The 22,991-nt window shown below is 50.6% G+C and carries 19 protein-coding genes; 1 reads left to right on the plus strand and 18 read right to left on the minus strand.

Features of this window, described 5'->3' with window-relative positions:
* Window positions 1-119: 119 nt before the first annotated feature.
* The 17 genes from EDM60_RS22760 to EDM60_RS22840 all read right to left on the minus strand — a co-directional run bounded on the left by EDM60_RS22760 (window position 120) and on the right by EDM60_RS22840 (window position 19,351).
* Complete coding sequence (locus tag EDM60_RS22760; protein WP_122966011.1) at window positions 120-875, minus strand: alpha/beta hydrolase; 756 nt, start codon at window positions 873-875, stop codon at window positions 120-122.
* 41 nt (window positions 876-916) lie between these two features.
* Window positions 917-2,920, minus strand: coding sequence for an AraC family transcriptional regulator (locus EDM60_RS22765; RefSeq protein ID WP_167470365.1), 2,004 nt, complete (start codon window positions 2,918-2,920; stop codon window positions 917-919).
* A gap of 126 nt (window positions 2,921-3,046) precedes the next feature.
* The gene (locus EDM60_RS22770) at window positions 3,047-3,919 is read right to left on the minus strand and encodes an HAD family hydrolase (protein WP_122966013.1); all 873 of its coding nucleotides are present in this window, start codon (window positions 3,917-3,919) and stop codon (window positions 3,047-3,049) included.
* An 88-nt stretch (window positions 3,920-4,007) separates the two neighbouring features.
* The gene (gene ftsH / locus EDM60_RS22775) at window positions 4,008-5,933 is read right to left on the minus strand and encodes an ATP-dependent zinc metalloprotease FtsH (RefSeq protein ID WP_122966014.1); all 1,926 of its coding nucleotides are present in this window, start codon (window positions 5,931-5,933) and stop codon (window positions 4,008-4,010) included.
* A gap of 69 nt (window positions 5,934-6,002) precedes the next feature.
* Window positions 6,003-6,542, minus strand: a complete 540-nt coding sequence (gene hpt / locus EDM60_RS22780) for a hypoxanthine phosphoribosyltransferase (RefSeq protein WP_063230345.1) — start codon at window positions 6,540-6,542, stop codon at window positions 6,003-6,005.
* Complete coding sequence (tilS, locus tag EDM60_RS22785; protein WP_122966015.1) at window positions 6,539-7,966, minus strand: tRNA lysidine(34) synthetase TilS; 1,428 nt, start codon at window positions 7,964-7,966, stop codon at window positions 6,539-6,541. The genes hpt and tilS overlap by 4 nt, the downstream gene beginning before the upstream one ends.
* Window positions 7,938-8,390: a threonine/serine exporter family protein gene (locus tag EDM60_RS22790; protein WP_063230343.1), complete on the minus strand. Its 453-nt coding sequence runs from the start codon at window positions 8,388-8,390 to the stop codon at window positions 7,938-7,940. Before EDM60_RS22790 ends, tilS begins: the two co-directional genes overlap by 29 nt.
* A gap of 6 nt (window positions 8,391-8,396) precedes the next feature.
* A complete protein-coding gene (locus EDM60_RS22795; RefSeq protein ID WP_122966016.1) occupies window positions 8,397-9,143 on the minus strand; it encodes a threonine/serine exporter family protein in 747 nt (248 codons plus the stop codon).
* A 15-nt stretch (window positions 9,144-9,158) separates the two neighbouring features.
* Complete coding sequence (locus EDM60_RS22800) at window positions 9,159-10,085, minus strand: serine/threonine protein kinase (RefSeq protein WP_122966017.1); 927 nt, start codon at window positions 10,083-10,085, stop codon at window positions 9,159-9,161.
* Window positions 10,075-10,836 (minus strand): vWA domain-containing protein, encoded by a 762-nt coding sequence (locus tag EDM60_RS22805; RefSeq protein ID WP_122966018.1) that lies wholly within the window; start codon window positions 10,834-10,836, stop codon window positions 10,075-10,077. The genes EDM60_RS22800 and EDM60_RS22805 overlap by 11 nt, the downstream gene beginning before the upstream one ends.
* Window positions 10,837-10,901: 65 nt before the next feature.
* On the minus strand, window positions 10,902-13,376 hold the full coding sequence (spoIIE, locus tag EDM60_RS22810; protein ID WP_122966019.1) for a stage II sporulation protein E: 2,475 nt from the start codon (window positions 13,374-13,376) through the stop codon (window positions 10,902-10,904).
* A 292-nt stretch (window positions 13,377-13,668) separates the two neighbouring features.
* Window positions 13,669-14,034 (minus strand): S1 RNA-binding domain-containing protein, encoded by a 366-nt coding sequence (locus EDM60_RS22815; RefSeq protein ID WP_063230338.1) that lies wholly within the window; start codon window positions 14,032-14,034, stop codon window positions 13,669-13,671.
* A 43-nt stretch (window positions 14,035-14,077) separates the two neighbouring features.
* Window positions 14,078-14,386, minus strand: a complete 309-nt coding sequence (locus tag EDM60_RS22820) for an FtsB family cell division protein (protein ID WP_122966020.1) — start codon at window positions 14,384-14,386, stop codon at window positions 14,078-14,080.
* A gap of 17 nt (window positions 14,387-14,403) precedes the next feature.
* The gene (gene yabQ / locus EDM60_RS22825; RefSeq protein WP_063230336.1) at window positions 14,404-14,976 is read right to left on the minus strand and encodes a spore cortex biosynthesis protein YabQ; all 573 of its coding nucleotides are present in this window, start codon (window positions 14,974-14,976) and stop codon (window positions 14,404-14,406) included.
* A complete protein-coding gene (gene yabP / locus EDM60_RS22830) occupies window positions 14,973-15,257 on the minus strand; it encodes a sporulation protein YabP (protein ID WP_063230335.1) in 285 nt (94 codons plus the stop codon). The genes yabQ and yabP overlap by 4 nt, the downstream gene beginning before the upstream one ends.
* Window positions 15,258-15,359: 102 nt before the next feature.
* Window positions 15,360-17,387 (minus strand): copper amine oxidase N-terminal domain-containing protein, encoded by a 2,028-nt coding sequence (locus tag EDM60_RS22835; protein WP_122966021.1) that lies wholly within the window; start codon window positions 17,385-17,387, stop codon window positions 15,360-15,362.
* 158 nt (window positions 17,388-17,545) lie between these two features.
* A complete protein-coding gene (locus EDM60_RS22840; RefSeq protein ID WP_122966022.1) occupies window positions 17,546-19,351 on the minus strand; it encodes an SgrR family transcriptional regulator in 1,806 nt (601 codons plus the stop codon).
* A 103-nt stretch (window positions 19,352-19,454) separates the two neighbouring features.
* Here EDM60_RS22840 and EDM60_RS22845 point away from each other — a divergent pair, with 103 nt between their 5' ends.
* A complete protein-coding gene (locus EDM60_RS22845; protein WP_122966023.1) occupies window positions 19,455-20,744 on the plus strand; it encodes an MDR family MFS transporter in 1,290 nt (429 codons plus the stop codon).
* Window positions 20,745-20,788: 44 nt separating this feature from the next.
* Here the strand turns inward: EDM60_RS22845 and EDM60_RS22850 are convergent, their stop codons facing one another.
* Complete coding sequence (locus EDM60_RS22850; protein ID WP_233454144.1) at window positions 20,789-22,969, minus strand: GDYXXLXY domain-containing protein; 2,181 nt, start codon at window positions 22,967-22,969, stop codon at window positions 20,789-20,791.
* Between the last annotated feature and the right edge of the window lie 22 nt (window positions 22,970-22,991).

Here is a 22,991-nt window from a genome sequence, read left to right on the forward strand (position 1 = left end):
TGGTCTTGTCAATGTAAGCGTTGTTACATGATTTGCCGATCCTTGCCTTTTCGCGAAAGACACGGAAACAAAAGGCTCATACCCGAAAAGGATATGAGCCTCGTTCTTGTCGCTCTTGTTTATTTTGCCCGAAACAACCATTGCAGGGCGTCTGGAACATATTGCACTCCCAGGTCAAACGAGTGAAACTCGCTCTCGTAAATCACCTGTCGCACGGTGCTCTCTGTAAAACCGTTTTGCAACAAATGTTCGTACACCTTTTTGCTGTTTGGCACCATCCATTGCTGTCCATTCGTACGGGTGGCCCCTTCGGCGTGGCCCAGGTTCATGTACAGGCGCTGGCCAGTACCCTCAATCGTCAGTTGCTCCAGCCACTCGATAATGCCCGGGAACCAGAACGATCCGGAAAAGCTCCCGATCCGCCCGAAAATATCGGGGTAGGATAAGGCGGTGTAGACCGAAATCAGTCCTCCCAGAGAAAAGCCCATGATTCCCGTATGTTCTTTTTCCGGCAACGTACGATATCGACCGTCGATATACGGCTTCAGCTCGTGCGCGAGAAACTGAGCGTAGACAGAGGCGCTGCCTCCAAACATTTTGCCTGGCTCAAACACGTTTGGTGAAACAAACGGCGTGTATTCGTCGTTGCGATCAAAAGAAGCCACTCCGACGAAAATGAAGCCTGGCAACTCGCCCTGCGCCGTCAGCTCTCGCACTCTCAGCAGCGTGTCGCTATCTTTTGGCTCAATCAAATCGCCGCTGTCTTGCAAATAAATCACGGGATAGTGCTGATCGCTGTCCGCATAGCCGTCAGGCAAGTAAACCAGCAACTGTCTATCGTTAAACGTATCGTGGATCACGCTAGGCTGACTCATCTGAGTCTCTCCTCTCCGTCAGTGCGATTGATTTCTCGGTGCTATTCCGAAAGAACCCGGAGCAGCTCCTTCGTCGTATACTCAACCGCCAACGGACCTTTTGTGCTGATTGAGACATCCAGCGGATATACGTGCTTGGCTTTGACTGCTTTCAGCGAGTTCCAGACTTTGCTTTTGTTCAACTCGGCGAGCGTAGTATCTACGTTGTCCAAGTAATCGACGAGGAAAATGTAATCGGGATCAAGCACAGTCACGCCTTCCAGCGACACAACATCGCCCTCCAGCTTGTACTGGCCGGGAGGTTTGAGTCCCAGTCCTGATTTGTCATCAAAAGCGTAGGACACGTCATTGTCGTCCAGCACGTAAAAAGTGTTGCCGTCTCCCGAAGCGCGCAGGAACGTCACGGTCTTGTCTTTTTTCGCAGCCATCTTGCCTCTCGCTTCAGCCATCAGCGCTTCCAGCTTTGTAATGTATTCCTCGGCCAATTGCTCTTTGCCAATCAGCTTGGCGTATTCACGAAGCGTCTGTGCCCAAGTCCGTTCCTCGGTATTGTTAATCATGGCAACGGTCGAAATATGGCTCAAATCTTCGTAAACGTCGTTATGCGTACCGGAAAAGGCGACAATCAAATCTGGCTCAAGCTCCGTCATCAATTCCAGATTCGGCGTGGTCACTTCCCCGATGTCTTTGACAGAAGCCGTTTTGGCATAAGGCTTCAACGTCTCAAACGAACCCAGCATGCGCTCAGCCAAAGTAGAAGCGATCGGCGGAGTCTCCAGGGCAAAGAAATATTCCATCATGCCGAAATGAGTAACGACAACGCGCTGCGGCTGTTTGGCAATCACCACTTCTTTCCCTGTCGCATCGACATATGTTCTCGGCCATTGCTGCTTGGCCGATTGCGGACTAGCTGTAGTGGACGCGGAGGTAGCTACTTCTGTTGACTGCTGGGTCGACTGTGGAGGACTGCTGTTGACTGCCCCTCCATTGCCGGTACCGGAGCATGCGCTCAAAAGCAGGGCAAGCCCCAGCATAAGTTTATGCATTTTGCCTTTTGTTCCGTTTCTGAATAGCTGCACTCTCTCTCCCTCACCTTTTCGATAATGATTTTCATTATTAAACAGATTGTAGTAGCGGGGCGAGGTTTGAACAAGAGATGATCTTAGCCTTTTCACAGGATATTCTGAGCCTGCTTCCCAGAGTGCCGTTTCCGCTTGCTCCTTGAATTGCCCGGGTGTTACTCCCGTGTGCTTTTTGAACGCCCGGATAAAGTACCAAAGATCGCTGTACCCGACTCCTTCGGCAATAGCTTGCAAGGAAGCTTCGGTGCGCATCAGCAAAGCTTTTGCCTTGTCCAAGCGCACGCGGATCAAGTAATCAATCGGGCTGTAGCCTGTCTGTTGCTTGAATTGCTTGGACAAATACGGGACGCTGTAGCGCAGCTTTTGCGCGATGGCTTCCAGCGTAATCGGCTCGCTGTAATGGGAGTGAATGAATTGCTTGGCCTGCCAAACCAGATCGCCACTCTCTCCCCCCTCCCCCGTCTCATGCATCTGCTCCAGCAATTCGGCTACAAACAACTGGAACAAAGCTTTGGCGTAGAGCGGCTGTACAGCAGTATCGGTGACTTGTTGCCATATGTCCTGGAGTTTTTCGAGCTTGTCGAGCAACACAATCGACTGCTGTGGCACAAAGTCATACGACAGCAGAAACCAGTTGCGCGTCTCCAAAAGGCTCTTGATTTCCTGACGGCACGGCAGAGGAATCACCGCTTTATAGAAAAGAATATAGAACTCAAATTCCGTTTTCTGGGGAACGATTTCGAGGGCATGTCCCTTTCCGCCGTGAATCACGTGGCATCCGTTAACCGAATACACGAGTTCATCCAGCAGCACTTCCGCCTGGCCACGAACAGCATAGACGAACACACTGGAAGGAAGAGAGGCATAGCTGAATATATCCGTGGGCTGCACAATTTGATGACGCACATCCATGACTTTTACGGAAGCATGATTCCATAGATTCACTAACTCGTTTCGCCTCATGCGAATCACCTCTCCCTGCCAGATCACTACGCTCATTATAATTGATAACAATTCTCAATAACAACAAAAAAACCGTCCACTAACGAACGGTTTCTTCGCGTAAAAGCCTTTGGCTCGATTTGTCCATTATCGTGAAGGCGTCTCACCGAGGACGTGCTGCCAAATAAATTGGGCGACACCATCTTCATTGTGATGTGGTGCGGTGTATTTGGCGATCTCCTTGATCTTGGACGAGGCATTTTCCATCGCCACCGAATAGCCAGCCTCGGTCAGTGCCTCCCGATCATTTTCCGCATCGCCAAAAGCCATCACTTTCTCCGGTGCTATCCTCCATGCTTCGCAAAAATACAGCAGCCCTGCCCATTTGGAAACACCGTGCGAATTGACTTCAATGTTGTGCTGCCCGGATGAAGTAATCGAAATCTGCTCTTGCCATGGGGCAAACTGATCGGCACTCCACTTCAGGCGCTCCTGATTGTTGTCCCAAACAAAAAACTTCACAATCTCCACTTCGCCAGTCTCGATTTTTGCCAACATTTCCTCAAGCGGCGCCACGCGCGCAAGCCTGTAAAAGGCGAACTGCCGCATGGAAACTCCTTCGAGCGATGCATCCTGCTCAATGATCGCCTCCAGACGATCCCGATCCTCCTGCACCATCCAGCGATTGCTGTTTGTATCGTGCATTTCGTAGTAAACCGGCTCTTGTCTCAGCCCATGAATCGCACCGATCACCAGTTCTTTTGCCAAGGAGTAGCGGCGGACCAGTGTGCCGTCTTTTTCGTAAAGGGCCGCCCCGTTGCTACACACGTAACCATCGAACGTAAACGAATCAATCGGGATTTGTGCGGAGCCAAACATCCTTCCTGTCGACAGCACCAGCTTGCAGCCTTTTTCCTGCAGCTTGAACAGTGCTTCCCTGTTTCCCTCGCTCATTTGTGATGCCTCATTCAACAATGTACCATCCATATCAAATGCTGCCATCCCCGGTGTAAGTAGCATCATTTCTCCTCCTCCACTGATTCGGTTTGTTGGGCTAGACAAATGCCCCTTGTCCCTTTATGAAGAAAAGAGGCACCTGAGGCGCCTCTTATTGTTTCGGTTCTTCGTTTGTTTCTTCTTGTTTTGGTTGAATGTTCACGACCACATCATTGTTTTCCTGATTAGCCGGATCGTTGTCCATTTTTCCCGTTTCGATCAATTGCTTGATCTGCTCAGCATCAAGTGTCTCTACGCGCAGCAATGTGTTAGCAATCAGATCCAGCTGATCGCGGTGCTTGGTCAGCAGTTCTGTACACTTGGCGTAGCATTCGTTGATGATGTTTTGCATTTCAAGATCGATCTCGTACGCGATTTTGTCCGAGTAGTTGCGCTCGTTGCCATAATCGCGGCCCAGGAACACCTGTCCTTGGCTTTTACCGAATTGCATCGGACCGAGCTTGCTCATTCCGTATTCGGTAATCATGCTGCGAGCAATTGCTGTCGCACGCTGGAAGTCATTGTGCGCCCCGGTACTGATATCCCCGAGCACCAATTCCTCAGCCACTCGTCCACCCAGCAGGCCGACGATTTTGTCGAGCAAATCGCTTTTGGTTGCAAAGAAACGGTCTTCTTTTGGCAGCATCACTGTGTATCCGCCAGCCTGGCCGCGCGGAATGATTGTTACCTTATGTACCATTTCTGCATTTCTCAAATGATAGCCGATAATCGTGTGACCAGCTTCGTGGAACGCAACCAGGCGTCTTTCGTCTTCGCTGACTACGCGAGACTTTTTCGCCGGACCAGCAATAACGCGGTCGATGGCTTCGTCTACTTCCTTCATGCTGATTTGCTTTTTGTTTTTGCGGGCAGTGAGAAGAGCTGCTTCGTTCAGCAAGTTCTCCAAATCTGCACCAGTGAAGCCCGAAGTACCACGGGCAATCACATCGAGCTTCACGTCTTCGCCAAGCGGCTTGTTGCGGGCATGAACCTTGAGCACCGCTTCACGGCCCTTGATGTCAGGACGATCCACTGTGATTTGACGGTCAAAACGTCCTGGACGCAAAAGCGCCGGGTCGAGAATGTCAGGTCGGTTGGTCGCAGCTACCATGATGATACCTTCGTTGCCGCCGAACCCGTCCATCTCTACGAGCAACTGGTTGAGAGTTTGCTCGCGCTCGTCATGACCACCGCCGAGTCCAGCACCACGCTGGCGACCTACGGCGTCAATCTCATCGATAAAGATAATGCACGGAGCATTTTTCTTCGCGTTTTCAAACAGGTCACGCACGCGGGATGCACCGACCCCGACGAACATTTCCACGAAGTCAGAACCGGAAATGCTGAAGAACGGAACGCCTGCTTCACCAGCGACAGCGCGGGCGAGCAATGTTTTACCCGTACCTGGAGGGCCTACAAGCAGAACCCCTTTCGGAATACGAGCGCCAACAGCGTTAAATTTGCGCGGGTCTTTCAGGAACTCAACAACTTCCTCCAGCTCCGCTTTTTCTTCATCTGCACCCGCTACATCGTCAAACGTAACGCGCTTCTTCTCTTCGTTGTACAGCTTCGCGCGGCTTTTTCCGAAGTTCATGACTCGGCTTCCGCCACCCTGAGCGTTGTTCAGAAGGAAGAAAAACAGGATGAAAATGATGACAAAAGGAATGATCGAGGTCAGGAACGTGAGCCAAATGCTGTTGCCCTCCGCTGGATTGAACTCTACCTTTTTCAGTTTTTGATCATCAATTTTCGTCTCCACAAGTTTTACAACATCGGAGTCGTACAAAGGAACGTTGGTAAAAAATTTGTTGCTTTCCTGTCCCGGAATAGCTTTAGCCAGTGTACCCTCTACCCTGTATGTGCCATTTTCAGGGCGCATGGATAGCTCTGTAACATTGTCAGCCTTCAGCTGTACCCGGAAATCCTGATATGTAAGTTTCCCAACCTTATCAGTACCGGAGAGGATGAAATTCACGATCCCGACCGTGACAAGAAAAATCAGTAGGTAGAACCCGGTATTACGAAAAAAGCGATTCATTCCTTACCTCCTCTCACGAACAGACACTTTTCACATTTTATCATATTTTGCAGGGTCTCCACAACAAAGCTACTTCGTGTAGACTTCAGGTTTCAACACCCCGATATACGGCAAATTACGATAGTGCTCGGCATAGTCCAAGCCGTATCCAACAACAAATTCGTCAGGAATATCGTAACCGCTGTAATCCGGTGAAATATCCACCTTGCGACGCTCTGGCTTGTTGAGAAGTGTGACCACTTTCACAGAGGCAGCTTCGCGATGGCGAAGCAGCTCTACCAGCCGGCTCAATGTCAGTCCGCTATCCATGATGTCTTCTACTACCAGCACGTGTCTGTTTTGCACGGAAGTATCGAGGTCCTTGAGGATTTTCACCATGCCGGATGACTCTGTTCCGCTGCCATAGCTGGAAACCGCCATGAAATCCATTTCGCATGGAATGTTCATGTGACGGATCAGGTCAGCCATGAAAACAACCGCGCCTTTCAGTACGCAAATCACCAACGGATTTTTGCCCTGATATTCGGCAGCCAGTGTTTCGCCCAGCTCCTTTACCTTTCCTGCAATATCTTCTTCTGATAGCAAAATCTTCTCGATGTCTTGATTCATGAAAAAACCTCCCGCCAATCTTCTCCAAACTCAACCCGCACGTGTAGAAAACGCCTGGTCTGTCCATTTACAGGCGCTACGGCGGAACGGCGCACACCTGGTACCAAAATCACCTCATCGCCCGCCGTCAAAAGCGGAAGTTTGTCCCGCCATGCTCGCGGAAATTTGGCATCAATTAGTAGATCCTTCAGCTTCTTTCCAGTTGCAGAGCCAAACAGGGTGAGACGATCTCCTGATCTCCGGTTGCGCAAATAAAGCGCTCCCGGGAGCTGATCGGCGTCGAAAACCGCTTCATTTTCAGGGAGTCGTCCCCAATCCATGGGACTTTCAAGGTATGAAATATGTACCGTGGCATTGCTCTCGTCGATCCGGGTCACCCCTGGAACTGCGAGTTCGTAACTATAGGTATGTATGCTGTCTTGCCGCTTTCTACGACTAAAAAGGATTCGTCCGTACATCCGGCTTACGACCAGTTTGTCGGGCAAATGAACTTCCGCAGAAGGGCGACTTCCCCCTAGCATGTGCAAAACGGTCTCCACATGCTGCGAAGACCATTCGGTATGTTTTGAGAGATAACTTAATATTAGAGTAATCATTCTCCTTTGTAAAGCAACGTCACAAGTTTGAAACTTGTCTTTGTCAATGACAAATGCTTCCTGTTTCTTTTCGATCACAGCCTCGTCCAGACGCTCGCGAGCCAGCCTGGTCAAAAACGCCTCATCCTGCGAAACCGCGCCTGCCAAATCAAGAATATGCTCGCGGTACTTCTCGTTTACCTGAGCCAAGAGCGGCATCACATCCAGACGCAGCAAATTGCGCTTGTACTTGCGCGAACGATTGCTGCTGTCCTCTCGTGGAGCAAGACCATTTTCCTGGCAATAGGCTTCCAGTTCCTGACGCGTTTTATGCAACAGCGGACGCACCAGTTCAATCCCAGTATCTTCCAGCATGCGACGCTGCGGCATGCCAGCCAGTCCTTGCAACCTGCTGCCGCGCACGAGACGGAACAAAATCGTCTCCACCTGGTCATCGGCATGATGCGCCAACGCCAGCTTGGTTGCCTGATGAGCAATGCCTACTTCGCGATAAAAGCGGTAGCGAAGCTCGCGGCTTGCCTCCTGGCCTCCCTTCCCCGTCTTTTTCATATAGGAAGGGACATCGTACTCAAACAGGTGAAAAGACACGCCAAGCTCGCTGCACAACGCTTCTGCGTACTGTGCATCCAGCCTGGCCTCCTCTCCGCGGAAGCCGTGATTCAAATGAACGGCATGCAGCTTCCAGCCGTATTGATAGTGTTGATTTAGAGAAGCCAATATATGCAAAAGAGCTGTAGAATCATTGCCGCCGGAAATTCCGACGACAACCGTTTCTCCGGGGAGAAGGAGCCTTAGAGCCTCAATCTCGTTGCGTACGCTTTCCAGCATAACGGGCTCCTTTCCAAATCGTCACGACGGAAATACCAAAAATAAGTCCGGATGCAATCGCCCCAGCCACCATCAACGTCTTGGTAGCCAGCGTGATTCCCTCCACGTAGTTGTTGTTCACGAAAGCCAGCATGGATTTGTAGGCCAGCGAACCGGGAACGAGCGGAATAATGCCCGCGACGCTAAAGTTGGTCGAGGGAACACGGAGCAAAATCGATAAAAACTGGCTGAGCAACGAGACGATCGCTGCGGAAACAAATGTCGACAGCAGCACTTCCGCCCCCCAGATCGGCAAAAGCGAAAACACGCAAAATCCGACCATCCCGGCCAAGCCACCGGCCAAAATCGTGCGAACCGGGACGTTAAACAGCACGCACCACGCCATTGATGAGAAGAAGCTCAGCGCCAAACCTTGAACAAACATACTTACTCACCTCAACCAGAGAATAATCGCTGTGGCTACCGCTACGGAGACGGCCGTCAACATGGCCTCGACTCCCCGGGAAACACCCGCAACCAGATCACCTGCCAACAAATCCCGCAGCGAGTTGGTGATCGCAATCCCTGGGAACAATGGAAGCATGGCACCGATAATGATGATGCTAATGTGCAGCTGTGGGAAAAGGGCTACAGCCAGCAAGGCAAACAGCCCGCCCAGCAAAGCAGCCGTAAATTCGGTAAAAAACTTCATTCGAACAAACTGTTCCAAATATTCGAGGCTCAGATTGACGATCAGTCCAGCCAGCGCCGACGGGACGAGATCAAACCATGTACCTCCGGCAAGCATGGCAAAGGAGCCGCTGGCGATGGCTGCTGCCATATGCTGCATCCACTTCGGATAAATCGGCTTTTCCTGGTCGATTTCACGCAGCCTTCGATACGCTTGCTCCAAGGTGATCTTCCCGCTGACAAAGCGCCGGGATACGTCGTTTACAAGTGTGATTTTATTCAAATTGGTGGTTCGCTTTGGCGTTCGGACCATGCGGGTATGATCCAGCCCGCTACACCGAAAAGACAAAATGATGCTCGTAGGTGTAGCCGAGCTGTTGACGTCATCCATCCCCGCAGCCACGGCAATCAAAGCCATCGTCTCTTCCGTCCTGTATGTTTCACCACCATTTTTCAATATGATTGAGCCTGCCAACAAGCAAGTATCCATCACCAAATCCGAGGACACAAACCGTCACATCCTTCACATGAACCATGCATAATACAAAGTTCCAGCCAATAGCAGCAAAGAGGCGACAAACAAGCCGCTTATGCCTCCCCCGACTTTGCCTGGCTTCGGCGCCTTTTTTCGCGGCTGCGCGACAGTGCGCTCCCGCAGGACTGTCAAAAGCTCCGCTCTCATCTCGCCCGCCGAGGCAAACTTCCCGTGAAAAGCCTTTAACAAAGGCACTCGGTAAGGGTACAGGCTGTCACTTTTCCGTATTATATCACAGAGCAAACCCGTATGACGCGGTTCACTAAGGCTGCTTTTCCACAACTCTTTTCCAACGGTCAAACGCACCATGATCACAGCTGCACAGAACAAGTCGTAGCCTGTGTCGGCCTTTCGATCGCCGGCATGCCAAAAGGCGCGATCGTACTCTTCCGTGAATTGGCGAACGGCACTTCCTTGCTTGGTAACACCGCCAAAATCAATCAGCCGGACGGTTTTGTCCGTCTGGCTCACCATGATGTTCTCCGGTTTCAAATCACCGAACGTGTAGCCGTGCTTGTGCAGCACATCGAGCCGGGCTAACAGCTGCACGATCAGGACAGGCACCCATTCCGTCCCTGCCTGCTGGATATAGCGATCTAACTGTTCGCCTTCCAGATACTCCATGGCGTAAAACGTACACGCTTTTCCGTTGACGACCAGGTCGTCCACATCACAGAGGAGCGGTCCCACTTTGGAATCCCGCCCCTGTTGTACGCTTTTCAACACGTTCACTTCCATTAAAATGTCCATACCTTCCACGCCTACCTTGACAGCACGGCGCACACCGTCCTGGGAGACGAGGTAAACGGTTCCGTTCGCACCACGCCCCAACTCCCGCAGAACGTGGTACGACTTCCGATTCCACTTGCCCTGAAAATACTTGGGCAGATCTGGAGTAGCTGCCTTAGAAGACATGGTCGCGCAGACTTCCGTTCATGTCGTCGTTTTCTTCTTCGTCTGTATAGCGATCTTTCAGCGTGCTTGGGAGTTTATCCTGCTCAAACAAAGCAATCGCTTCAACGATCGCAGGCCCGGTCGGCGTAATGCCGCTCATTGCCAGATCACTGGTCAACTGATGAGCCTGCTGTACTTTTTCTGTCCAAGGAATGCGTATATCCAAATGCTTTTGTTTCCCAGGAAATGAGCCGACAGCCATTCTGCTTTGTCCACTTCGGGAGTGCAAGCTAATGCTAAAATCGTGGATCGCTTGCTGAACGGCAGACAGTTTTGGCTTCATACTGCCGGATGTATCGACAAGCATCACGACATTCAGACTGCTTTTTTCGCCCAGATCGTCGACCATGCCTGCTACTTGAACGCGTTTGTCCGGGGCCAGTTCATCTATTCCGGAATCGCCCAAAATCTCTTTCAATTCTTTATTGACCACTTGATGGATGGTTCTTGTCATCGCCTTGCGCGTCAACATTTGGACTGTTTGCGCCAATTGCTGCGGATAGACGATATCGCAAAGCCCTCCTCCCGCCTCGGCGATATCGCGGATTTCCCGCTCCCCTTTTTCGCCAAGCTCGCTTTTGTCAATGACTCCGATCACGTTGACCGTGATTCCTTGCTCACGCGCCAGTGCTGCTGCGGCAACCGGGCTTATTCCCGAATTGGAGCAGCCGTCTGTTACTACGAGAATTTGACGAAGTGTCGCTTCTTTCACAAATAATCTCCCCATTCAGCCTGTTTTAGCAACAGTATCGCCGCGCTGATGGGAAAACATACTCCCTAGCTTACAATCCGTGGCCGTTCCAGCTTCTCCATCCCGTGTACCTGGATCGCTGACCATTGCGGAACGAACCGATCAATCCGCGCCACGAGTACCGTCATGTCATCCACGATTTTCCCGGAATGCTGACGAATGACTTTTTCCAGGAGCAGGTCGGCTACTTCTTGCGGATCATCTGTTTCCAGCTCGCTGATGATCCGCTTCATCCACGCCTGCCTGTTTTCGATATGGCGGGGAGCCTCGTAGATGCCATCGGACATCATGACCAAAAGATCGCCTGGCTTGAGCATTCTCGACACGACATCGACCTCGATTTCTTCCAAAATGCCCACGGGCAAGTTGTTGGCTGTAATCGTGATGACGTCGTTTTTTCGTTTGACGAAGCTCGGTGTCGAACCGATTTTGATAAACCGGGTATGCGCCGTCTGCAAGTCAATCAACGCCAGATCAACGGTGGCGAACATTTCATCTGTAGAGCGCAAGGCCAGGATAGAATTGACGGTCTTGATCGAAATTTTTTCGTCCATGCCGGAGCGAAGCAGTTGCTGGAGCATGTCGAGGGCAGACTGGCTTTCCAGAAAAGCCCGTTCCCCATTGCCCATGCCGTCGCTGATCGCCAGCGCCATTTTGCCATTGCCCAAATCCATCGTGCGGAAGCTGTCTCCAGACAAGAGCTTGCCATCTTTCGCTGCGCCAGCGACGCCGATTTCGATTTCAAACGTTTTGGCGGAGGCAAGGCACATCGTGCAAGAGCCGTCTTTTTGCGCTTCGCATTGACGCTCGCGAACCACGATGTTCTCGCCCAAAATTTCCGTCAGCATCGGAGCGACGATTTTCCCGCATTCATCATGTCCAAAGCAAGTCGGCTGACTGATTTCGATATCGACCTTGCCTTCTTCCAGGCTGTGAATTTCGACCCGGCGAACCGATAGCCCCAATCCTTCCAACGCTTTGGAAACTTGCTTTTCCTGAAAAGACAGCTCCATGCCTTCCCGCTGAATTTCGCGGGCAAAGTCGCTCATGACCCGGGAAACTCCCGACAGTTGGTCAGCTACCAGCTTGCGGCTCTCCTTCACCTGTTTTTTCAACTGGTCAAAAGCTTGCTGACGGTCGTACTCTTGTTCCATGACCGTCATCACCTTTTCTGTCTTGACGCACTTTCGCTCCCAGTCGCGTGGCGGAGTGACACCCGCGAGCGTTCCGTTTTCGTACACTTTTTCCATCAGGTAGCGCATGCCTTGATACGTAGCTTGCGTGTCCTTTTCCCAGCATTGTTCTTTTTTCCAGCACTTTTGGCACGTAAATTCGGACACCCGGCTGAGAAAGGCATCGGCTTGTTCCTCGATCTCCTCCTGATCTGCGGTTTGGGCAAAGCTGCGGGACAATTGGGTAAACAAATCGGAGAACTGTTGAATTTTGCCCGCCGTCACATCGCGGACTCTGCGCATATATTCCTGATGAGATTGCAAATTTTCGGGGGTACCCGGAATAAATCTGGCTACTTTTTTCCAAAGTACAGCAGGGGTGAGAATGAAGCAGACAATCGCCAGGGAAGTTTCAATCAAGGAGTAGTAAAGCGTCTCTTCCGCCCCGCCGTAAATAGCCAGGATCGCTGTTCCGATCAGCAGACCTGCGGAAACGCCTACTTTTCCGCCTTCTTTCAGCAGTCCTGCCAAAAGACCTGAAAAGGCCAGCAAATTGATTTGCAGAAGGGCACTTACATTTGCCAAACTGAGGATAAGACCAGTTACGACGCCAACCGCTGCACCAACGGTTCCACCGCCGACGAAGGCGAAGACGAGCAGCAAATAGCGAGAGAGTACGTGTTCCATCGAGATGCCTTCGACCATCCAGTCCACTGTACCTGTCATCACAGAGGCGAGCAGGATGACGAGCGACACGATTTCCTCGTTTTTCAGCGGCTCATAAGGCTTGGCCAAATGAATGATCGAAAGCGACTGGATGAAGATGAGCGTTAGCACGAAGCCGAGTACAGCTTCTACAGCCACCATGATCAGCTCGTACGTATTTACCTGATTGGTAAGCACCGCGTACAAGAGCCGACTGACAAAGATCGTGACGACCACGAGCAGCGGAGTGCGCGAAAAATCTTTGCGCCGCAGCCGCTCCATCATTTTGCATGTAAACAGAGCGAGGACGATGCTGAGGATCGTCTGTAGCCCGATCGGCACCGATTGGGTAAAAGCCCCGAGAATCAGCGCCAATCCGGTAACGAGCAGGCAGTCTCTGCGAATATAGAACATGACGATAAAATACGGTATAGCAAAAGGCGTCAGCTCTTCCAAGATCAAGGCCCGCCCGAGCAAAAACCCCATCAAAAGTGGAAGCACATTCCATCTGCGTACGGCATCAGCGACTTTGTCTCCCCATGTTCGTGCGGTCGTATCCATTCGTTCTGACACTTGGCGCGCCCATGCTTGCCCAGCTTGGGTCACATTTTTGTTTGCGATCATTTTAGCTCCACCCCGTTCTTGTTCAATGTGTTTCTCCATTATACGGAGGTGGTATTGTAAAATTTGTCAAAAAACCAGCGAATATTCACAGAATCGTGCGACAAATAAACCTGCGAATTTGGACAAAAAAAACCGACGTTATGGCGGATAACGTCGGCTGACAGGTGATTCGCGCTTTGCGAAACGGGCTTACGATACCTTATTCGTCACTACTTCAAAATGACCTTCCTCTTTTTTCTGTCAAACTGTGCTTTTAACAAAGAAAGAAAAGTCATAATTTTCCGATCAATCCTTACCGACCTCGTCCCTTTTTATCTCCGCTCTTTTTCAGAGAGGACTGGCGGTCTTCGCTTTCTTTGAGGAAGCGATTGAGCTTATCTTCAAAGCCTTCTGTGCGTTCCCGCTGTTGGCGGGGCTGGCGCTCTTTTTCCTGCGCCTTTTTGATAGACAGCCCGATCTTGCCTTCCTTCACACTGAGGACTTTTACCGTTACGATATCGCCGATTTTCAAAAACTGGTGAATATCTTTCACATATACGTCGGCAACTTCACTGATATGCACCAGTCCGGTCACATTTCCAGGCAACTCTACAAACGCGCCAAATTTCGTGATGCCAGTGACTTTTCCTTCCAGTTTGCTCCCGATCTCGACTCCCATGTACGTGGAAAGCCTCCCTCTCCTAGAAGATCACACTGTGAGCTTATTCCGGAATCACGTAAATGCTCTCGCCCTGCTTGGTGTAGTAAATTCGTTTGCGCGCCAGCTCGGCCAAATATTCCTGGTCGTTCAAGCGGCTTGCCTCATACGTCAGTTCCTCTTCCTTTTGCTTCAAGACAACCGATTCCTGCTTGAGTGCTTCCAGTTCGCTGCTCTTTTCAGCCAACACTCCGCTCTGCAAGTAGAGTGTATAGCCAGTCCAGACGAAAAAGCACAGGATAAAAAAGAAAAAGAGCCGCATTCTTCGTCTTTGTCCTTTTCGATTGGTTGGAGAGGTCGTTGCCTGTTTCATCATTTCGCCACCTCGGATTACTCCCGCTTTCTCTTTGAGTGAAACCAATTCTTCCAATTGGTCCAGATTCCTGTTGTTTTTCCGAACATTTTTTTCCCCAAATGTTGACCCCATTTGGCAAAAGGAGAGGTGACAAAACGTGTCACTTTCCACAAAAAGCCGAGGATCATGAGCAACATGGAATAAAAAAATGCCAGCACCATCAGGATCACTCGGTAAATAAAGAGCACGGGACGTACAACCAGGGTATCAATAATTTGTATGACCGTTCGGTATAACCACTGACAAAATTTTATCATGCGGTTTAAAAAAAGGATATACTTCTTACTTCCTAATAAAAAATACAGCCACGCACCGAAAATCATTCCAAAAAAGATGGGAAAACGAATTATCCCGTCGTTTACTTTTACTAAAATCCAGAAAACGGCTCCCATACTGCCAACCCAAAACAGGACATCAAAGAAGAAGACCAGCCAGAGCGGCATCCTGCTCTTCCCTTTGAACACATGATACGTATCAAATCCCATTCCCATAAGAGCCCCGCACGTCGACATGGCCAAAACCGTCTGCAACTGAAGGATGATGTTCACTTGAACAATTTGCCGAAGAATCCTCTCGACCGATCTCCGGCCTGACCTTGTTCCAGATACGCCATTTCGTGAACCAGGCCCTCGATCGCCACTTCTCCGGTTTCCAGACTCAAATTTTTCATATGCAGGTTTTGGCCTCGTATGGTTAAAAAGCCGCCGTCCGTTTCCAAGAGGAATTCTTCACTGTCAAAGCTTTCGACGTTTTTTACTCCCGAAATCGCCAAACTGCGTCGATTGATCATCACGATTTCGTGGCGCGGCCGCTTCGTGTGGTCGTTCATGATTACTCCCCCCTAACGTACCCTTCTTGTACCATCGTATGGAGGGGGATGTCCTTTTAGAACAAAAAAACCCCGCTGACCTGCGGGGTTGCTTTGCCACTCTTATTTGTACACGGTATAGTTGCCGTTCACATAAATGATTTTGTAGCCGGTACGATCGGCAATCGTCTTGAGCGGCAAGGTAGGAATGTTGTTTTTCAACTGAACCGCTGCCGGCAAGGTAACGTTTTGCCCGTTGACGTTCACGATGTTGGAACCGACCTTGAACTGCATCACCGTGTTGCCGCTGACGACTTTTGCTGTCGTTTTCGTGTAGCTGACCGAGAAGCCGAGAGCATCGCGGAAAAATGTAGTCGGCATGAGCGTGTTGCCGTTTACTGTATACGGAGCAACGGCCAGTTTTGTCGTTTTGCCTGCTTTCGTGAAGGTCGCGACGTTCGCCTTGAAGCTCACACCGTTCAGAGCCACTACATTGGCAGGACGGGCGAACAGCAAGCCCTTCTCTTCAGAGGTATAGACGCCGATGCTGTAGACGCCCGGCGTACCCGGATTTACAATCCCCGCCGTTTCAGCCACGTTGACTTGCACCGCAGCACGCGCCGGGATGTCTGTGGAAGGCACGATGATCAGATTTTGTCCGCGCGCGCCTACGTAATTGGCTGCCACGCCGTTCACGGTTACTGTATTTGTTGGCACATAAGCTGGCACCTTGAAGCCGACAGGAAGAACCACTTCAATAAAGCCCTGGTTGCGGACAATCGGAGCGCCCAGTGCTTTGATGCCAATCTGCAATCCGGCCGGAGTCGATGCGGTAGCTCTGGTAAGCCCGATCGTAGCCTGCGTGTTGTCTACAGGAACAGGGGCAACTACGCCGCTAATTTGAAAATCTTTGGACTTGTATGTTTTGTTATCGACTTTTGCCGTAATCGTGTAGCTCCCTGCGGATTTCGGGTTGACCAGATAGCCGTCGTACGCGAATTTGACACTCAGGCGATTCGAGCTGGAAAAGCCGCTGGGCGTGCGAAATGACACCTTGTTCCCGTTCACGCTAAGTCCCGTCACCTGATCGCCGTTGACGGTCACATTGGAGCTGGAGAGAACAGGCGGCACCATTCCCCACTCAGGGAACTCGACCTGAATATCCGAATTACTGTACAGCTTGCTGGACAAATCGAAATCAAGCGTATAGCTGCTTCTCGCTCCCACGGAGCTATCAGACAAGGAAACAGAGAAAGGCGTGCTGCTGGCGCCTGAGATTTCCACGTCCTTGGATTTGTACTTTTTACTGTCGTACTCCAATGTGTAATAGTAGGACTTGCCAGGATCGGACGGATTCACAATGCCTGCCGATGAGCTGAACTCCAGTTTGATATAGTTGTCTCCGTCAGCACCGCTCGGCACTTCGATTCGCACGGTATCGCTGTCGATTATCGTCACGTAATCAGCCTTGTAACCGTTGACCTTTACATCGGACTTGCTGATGCTTTTCGGCAGCATGTCTCTCGTTGGGAAGTCTACATAAATGTATTTGCCCTCTTTGAGCTTGCTTTTGGAAGCCAGAGTGAATTTGCCGAGCGTCAGCGAAATGCTTTCTTCTGCATTTTTGTTGCTGTGAGAAGCTTCGAAATCCCCCTTGCTGCTACTGCTGCTGGAAGAGGACTTGCCAATCGAGATTTTTTTGCTTTTATAGGTACTTTCGCTGCTTGTTTTGACCTCTATGGAATAGCTGCCCTTATCATCGGGGTTGGTGATGTTATCGATTTCCACAGTCACTACGGAGCCTTTTTTAATGCGATCCCCGATTTCGATTTCCACCACGTTTTTACTTACAGATACGCTGTCAATCGTAACCTTGTCGCTGTCATCCTTAACCGAAACGTCGGATTTTTTCAGCTTTTTGTCTACGGAATAGTCAGAAGGGAACCGAACGTAGATCGTGTCGCCTGATTTCAGTTCCTTGTCGATTTCAAACTCAATCGTATATTCCGTTTCTTCTTCCGCACCTGTATCATCTGCTGAAACCTCTTCGATGGAAAGAGCTTGAGCAGCTTTTGGCTCCATCACAAACGGACTTGTTAGCACCGTAGTCGCCAGCAGGACAGAGATCCCTTTCTTCGCGCTTTTGTTCAACGGTAACGCCTCCTTCTCCTCTGAAAAACTTCCCCGAACGGGGTGGCGATTCGCTCGCCGTTTTTCCAATATGGATGTGACCGCAAGCGGCCTGCAGCACAAAATCAAACCCTGCGCTGCAATTCCTTCTATGATAGGAAAAGTAAGGCAAGAAAGGGTTACAGACTGGTAACGAATGACTTAACCCACAGTTTTGAAAAATCAATCCAGCCAAAAGAATCCAGCGTGATCCCTTGCAGAGCCGGATGATAGCGGTCAATGCGCCTTGCATGGTGAATAAATAAAATCCACAACTCATCTCTCAGCATGTCCTCGATGCGTGCCAAAGCTTCCAGGCGCTCCTCCTGCTGTTCCAAACCGAACACCCCAGCCAATTGCCTGTTCACAATCCCCCGCTTTTTGTCATCGAGGAAACGGTACACCATCGTGCATTTATTTTTGTAGATTTCAATCAAGCCCAGCTCAATATCGCGTTGCAGCACTTCTCCCATCATGCACATATCCGCGTGTTTTTCAGCAAAGTCGGACAACGTCTCGGCTTTCGTCGCGCTCCTCGCTTCAAGCCGGATACCGATTTGCTCACATCTTTGCCGCAGCCATTCCGCCTCCTCGCCATATTGTTTTCCTTCCCCGTACAAAAGAACAACCGTCTCTCCCTGGTAGGCGCTTTTTTGCAAACAAGCTGCCGCCTCTTCTATCGTTGATGATTGAAAAGTCATTTGCTGGCTTCTCGACGGGAGGAAACTGCCTGCGGGAGATCGGTTTTGTGTTCTCAGCTTTTCGATCATCTGAACGGGATCGAGCAGATGCTTGATTGCCTGCCGAAAATAGAAGTCATGCTGAATGCCTGGTTTGTTAAAGTTGAAGCTCAAGTAATAACAACCGATCTCTTGAAACTCGATGTTGTTGCCACCATCGCCATCGCCTTGCAAAACTGTTGAGGACGACACTGTCTGCTCTGCCTGCTCCGGCAACTGGTACCGCATCTTCGCCTGTTCCGCGCCCGATACCCGCCAAATTTCTACCCGATCCAATATCGCTCTCTCCCGGTAATAGTCTTCGAAAGCGCCAAGCACCAGCTTGTCCTCGGTAAATTCCAGCATGCGAAACGGCCCCGTTCCTACTATCGCACGCTCGGAAAACGGCACATCATGCGGCAAAACCGACAGTGCGATAGATGCGGCATAATGCAGGAAAAACCCGTTCGGCTCCCGCAAATGAAAGATGACCGTGCAATCGTCAGGGTGCTCGATGCTCACGATGTCCTCGACCTGCCAGCGATAAGGCGAGTCGAGGTCGACGAGGCGCTGAATCGTATAGGCGACATCTTTTCCCGTAAGCACGCGCCCATGGTGAAACCGCACGCCTTTGCGCAAATAAAACGTCCAGGTCCGCTTCTCCTGATCGCTTTCCCAGGCGTAGGCTAGTTGAGGCTGAAAGGACTGGGAAGCAGGATTGAAAATAATGAGTGTATGGCAAATTTGTTGAATAAAGTGACTCTCCGCCGATACAGCAACAAATGCCGGATCAAGAGTCGAAAGCACGCGCTCCCGCGGAATGCGCAGAACATCCTGGCGTCTGCTCTCGCCTTCCTCTGCGACAAAGCCAAATTGAGCGTCCCACACTTCCTGCAAGCAGCGCCGGACGTTTACAGGCAAGCTTTTATGCTGTAAAAGCTCCACCGCCTCCCGAACGTTTCCTTGTGAAAGCAGCTCGTGAAAAGAATCGGTCAAAAACTGGCTGACATCGCAAAGAATCGTCAGCGTAGAATGGTTGCCTCTGCCCACGCCCGGCTGCCATCTCAGCAGCCCTTCCCTCTCCCATTTGCGTAAAATCAGTTTCACATTGCGCGGTGTGCAACAAAGCAGCTCCGCTAATTCCGTAATTCCAACCGTCAGCTCTGCCCCCGGCTCCCAAGCGGAAAAACCGAGCAACATTTGCGTAAAGTGTTCATGACTTTTCATGTTCATCCATCCTAAAAGGTGAAATCATTACTGCGATCTTACTCTTTTTCTTCTCCTTTTAACAGCTACAATTTAGTCAAGAAAAAGGAGAGGTGGTCTGCACATGAGTTTGTTTGAACTACACCCGAATATCCGCATTCGCATCGTGACTTCCTTTCTGACGAAACTGGTTGGAAATATGATTTTCCCGTTCATGGCCATCTACTTTTCTGCCAAAATGGGGTTGGCTTTGACAGGGTTTTTGTTAAGTCTGACGTTGCTCACTCAGATTTTGCTCGGTTTTTACGGGGGCTATCTGGCTGATCGCTGGGGCAGAAAAAAAGTAATGGTATACGGTCAATCGGTCCAATGTGCCGCTTTCCTGATCATGACGCTTGCCAATTCACCGTGGCTCGATTCCGCTTGGCTCACTTTTGCCATGATGCTCTTGCAAAGCGCGAGCAATGGGCTGATTAGTCCAGCAGCCGATGCGATGCTGATTGATGTGAGCACCGCGGAAAATCGCACCTTCATGTACAGCATCAATTACTGGGCTTCCAACTTGTCGATTGCAATCGGCTCCGTTCTCGGCGGACTGCTGTTTGCCACGCACCGCTTCGAGCTGTTTATTGCCCTAACCTTGGTCAGTTTGTTCACGCTCTACATGATGTCTGTGCGCATGCAGGAATCGTATTTTCCGCAAAAGGACAGGGCGCAACGAACTCCTTTTGCAGGCGCAAACGTTCTCGTGGATGTCATAAAAAGCTACAGGCAGGTAATAACGGATCGTCGCTTTTTGCTGTACTCGCTGGGAGGTCTGTTTATCTTTTCCCTGGAGTTCCAGACTGCGAACTACGTCGCTGTAAGGCTATCCCACGAGTTCCCGTCCCAAAGCATCTCGCTTTTCGATTGGTTTGCCGTTGAACTGACTGGTCTGAAAATGTTCAGTCTCATTCAGTTGGAAAATACGCTCCTGGTGGTCTTGCTCTCCCTCTTTATCACGAGGCTGATCCGCCATGCGCGAGAAGCTTCTGCCATGTACGTTGGCGGGCTGTTGTACATCGTCGGCTATACGGTAATCCTGTACAGCAATTCCCTTTTCCTGCTGATGGCGGCTATGCTAATCGCCACTTGGGGCGAGCTGATTCACATTCCGACCAGGCAAACCTTTCTCGCCCGGATTGTCCGCGATGACGCCCGCAGTTCCTACATGGCAGTGAACGGCCTTGTGTTTCAGGGCGCCAGAATCATCGGAACGGCTGGAATTACGCTGGGGGCTATTTTCCCTTCCTATCTGATGGCGCTGCTGTTTTTCCTGCTCGGGGTTACGGGCATGTTGATCGTCCGCCATGTCGTATCGCAACTGGAGCAGACTCATGTCCCGATGACCCATGCAAAAGAAGCTGCCCGATAATGCTCGGACAGCTTCTTGCTGTTTCTTTTCAAGATGCTTCATCTTTATTCCGACGACAGGCTCTCCAGCAAGGCATCGCCCTTGGCTCCGACTCTGATCGTCGCAAACTTTGCATTTTCCTGTACTTCCAATCCTGTTCCTTCAGGGACAAAATAGCTCTCGATTCCGTACTCAACCTGGCCCCATCCGACTGTTTTCCCATTGATGACGACATCGGACGGATCAGCCGTATAAGGCTTGTTCCAGACGCCTGCTTTTTCATAGTAGCCACTGTAGCCGTACACATTCTGTTCTTGCTTCCGTAATACGACACGGACTTTTTCCCCGGAAGGAAGCTCCTCGTCTGCAAGTGTCGATATGTCGTAGTTCAATCTCACATAATCGCCTTGCAACAGCGAGCGTGGGTCGACTGGCGCCAGCTTCAGCTTGACGGAGGTTCCTTGGGACAAAATCGTCTCGCTGCTGTACACCTGGTAGCCTGCCAAAACAAGTTGAAGCAGCATAATCATCAGCAAAATTAGCGGCCGCTTCGCAAAGACTGGCGACACTATCGGCGTGTCTGACTGTACGCGCCGCTCCAGCCAATAGCTGACGAGGAAAAAGACGATGCTCAAAAGCAGCAGACTCAACGATTTATGCAGCAAGCTCCACAACAGGTCGTAATACTTCATCAGCAAAAAGGCAAACCAGAAGGCGAGAACGATGCCGAAAGCGCTTTTGCTCTTCCTGTGCAAGGTCTGATAAAGCAAATAAGTCGTGAAGACAAAGAACCCGGCTTGAATCAGCAAATTCACGGCAAATGATTCAAAATGAAGCTCGGTCAACGCAAGCAAAGACAGCAAGCCGTAGACGAGGGAGCTGTTTCGCAAGACGGCGGGCAGGCTTCGGACGTAATACATCCCCATTTGGAACACAAACAGGATCAAAAGCACCGTCGTATCCTGCATGAACATGTTGTTCGTAAGCTTGAAATAGAGCACGAGCAGAAAGGCGAGTTGGGTCAAGAGCCGCGCGGGAATGCCAGCTACCGCCTTCCACACGTAGAGCAAAACGGCGAGGAACACCACCCAATAATAACCTTCCAAAAACAGCGAGGAGCCGATTCCGAGCAAATAGCCTATCGTAAGCAATGTATAACGAACCGTTGCATTCATTTTCGGAAGCAACAAAACCGGGGCAAGAAACCCGAGCAGCGACAGGAAAAAGATAAAATACAGCACCGATTCGTCATCGAATACAAGAACGAGCAGCCCGGTCAGCGAAATGGCTCCAATGAATGCGGCAATCGTCGTTACCAGCACCGTAAATGCTTCCTGGAAAAATTGCACCCACTTGCTTTTTTGGTGCGCCGATTCCTTGCGCAGCCAGTTGATGCCCACGACCGCCCCCCAGACCAAACCCGCAGCCGCCAACAGCGCCACGAGGAAAAAGCCCTCAGAGTAATACTCAAGCATATACCAGAAAAACTTCGCGAGCAGGAACAAAGACAGCATGGAAGCTGTCGCAATCAGCAGTCCGCGGTTGGGCAGCCATTTCAAAAAGGTTACGAACAGGACGGCTCCGACCAAAAGATACAGAATTTCAGGCAATGCATCGTACACTTCGACAAACGATGAGATGAACAAGCTGACGGAAAAGACGAGAAAGGACAAATAATAGATCGGTTGAGACGGCAGCTTTCGCGTCGACGTCAGCCAAAAAAGCACCATATTGCCAAGTGCGACCAGCCAGAAAATCATGTACCACCATTCGCTCTCGCGCGATACGTGAACGACTGTCGGTTCGAGGAAAAAGATCAGGGCCAGATGCGCCAAAACATAGCTGATCACGTAAAAAGGCTGGTAGCGCGTAAAAATCGCGAAGAGCAGGTTAGGAATCAGCCAGACGACAAACAGCATGTAGCTATCGGCGTGAGAGTTGTAAATCTGCCCTAAAAGAGCGACACAAAGTCCAAATGCCAGACCTCCGGCAACCAGCAGCCAATTGCTGAGGAAAGCATGACGTTTCAACAACACGGACGTGACATAGGATGAGAGATAAAAAAGAACCAATACAGTGACACTGACACCTATTTTCTCCCATCTGTCCAGCATCGGCCAGTTGGAGGCGAAAAAGTAAAACAGGGCTGAAAGCAAAAGTGAAATGGCCAAGAAGTACCCCGTCTGAACTCCCCTTTGTTCCATCTGCACCACCATCCCTTCTGATTTGCTTTCATGTATTTCCATTATATCCTTCTTTTGCAGAAAA

The sequence above is a fragment of the Brevibacillus parabrevis genome (assembly GCF_003710905.1).
GTDB lineage: Bacteria > Bacillota > Bacilli > Brevibacillales > Brevibacillaceae > Brevibacillus > Brevibacillus parabrevis.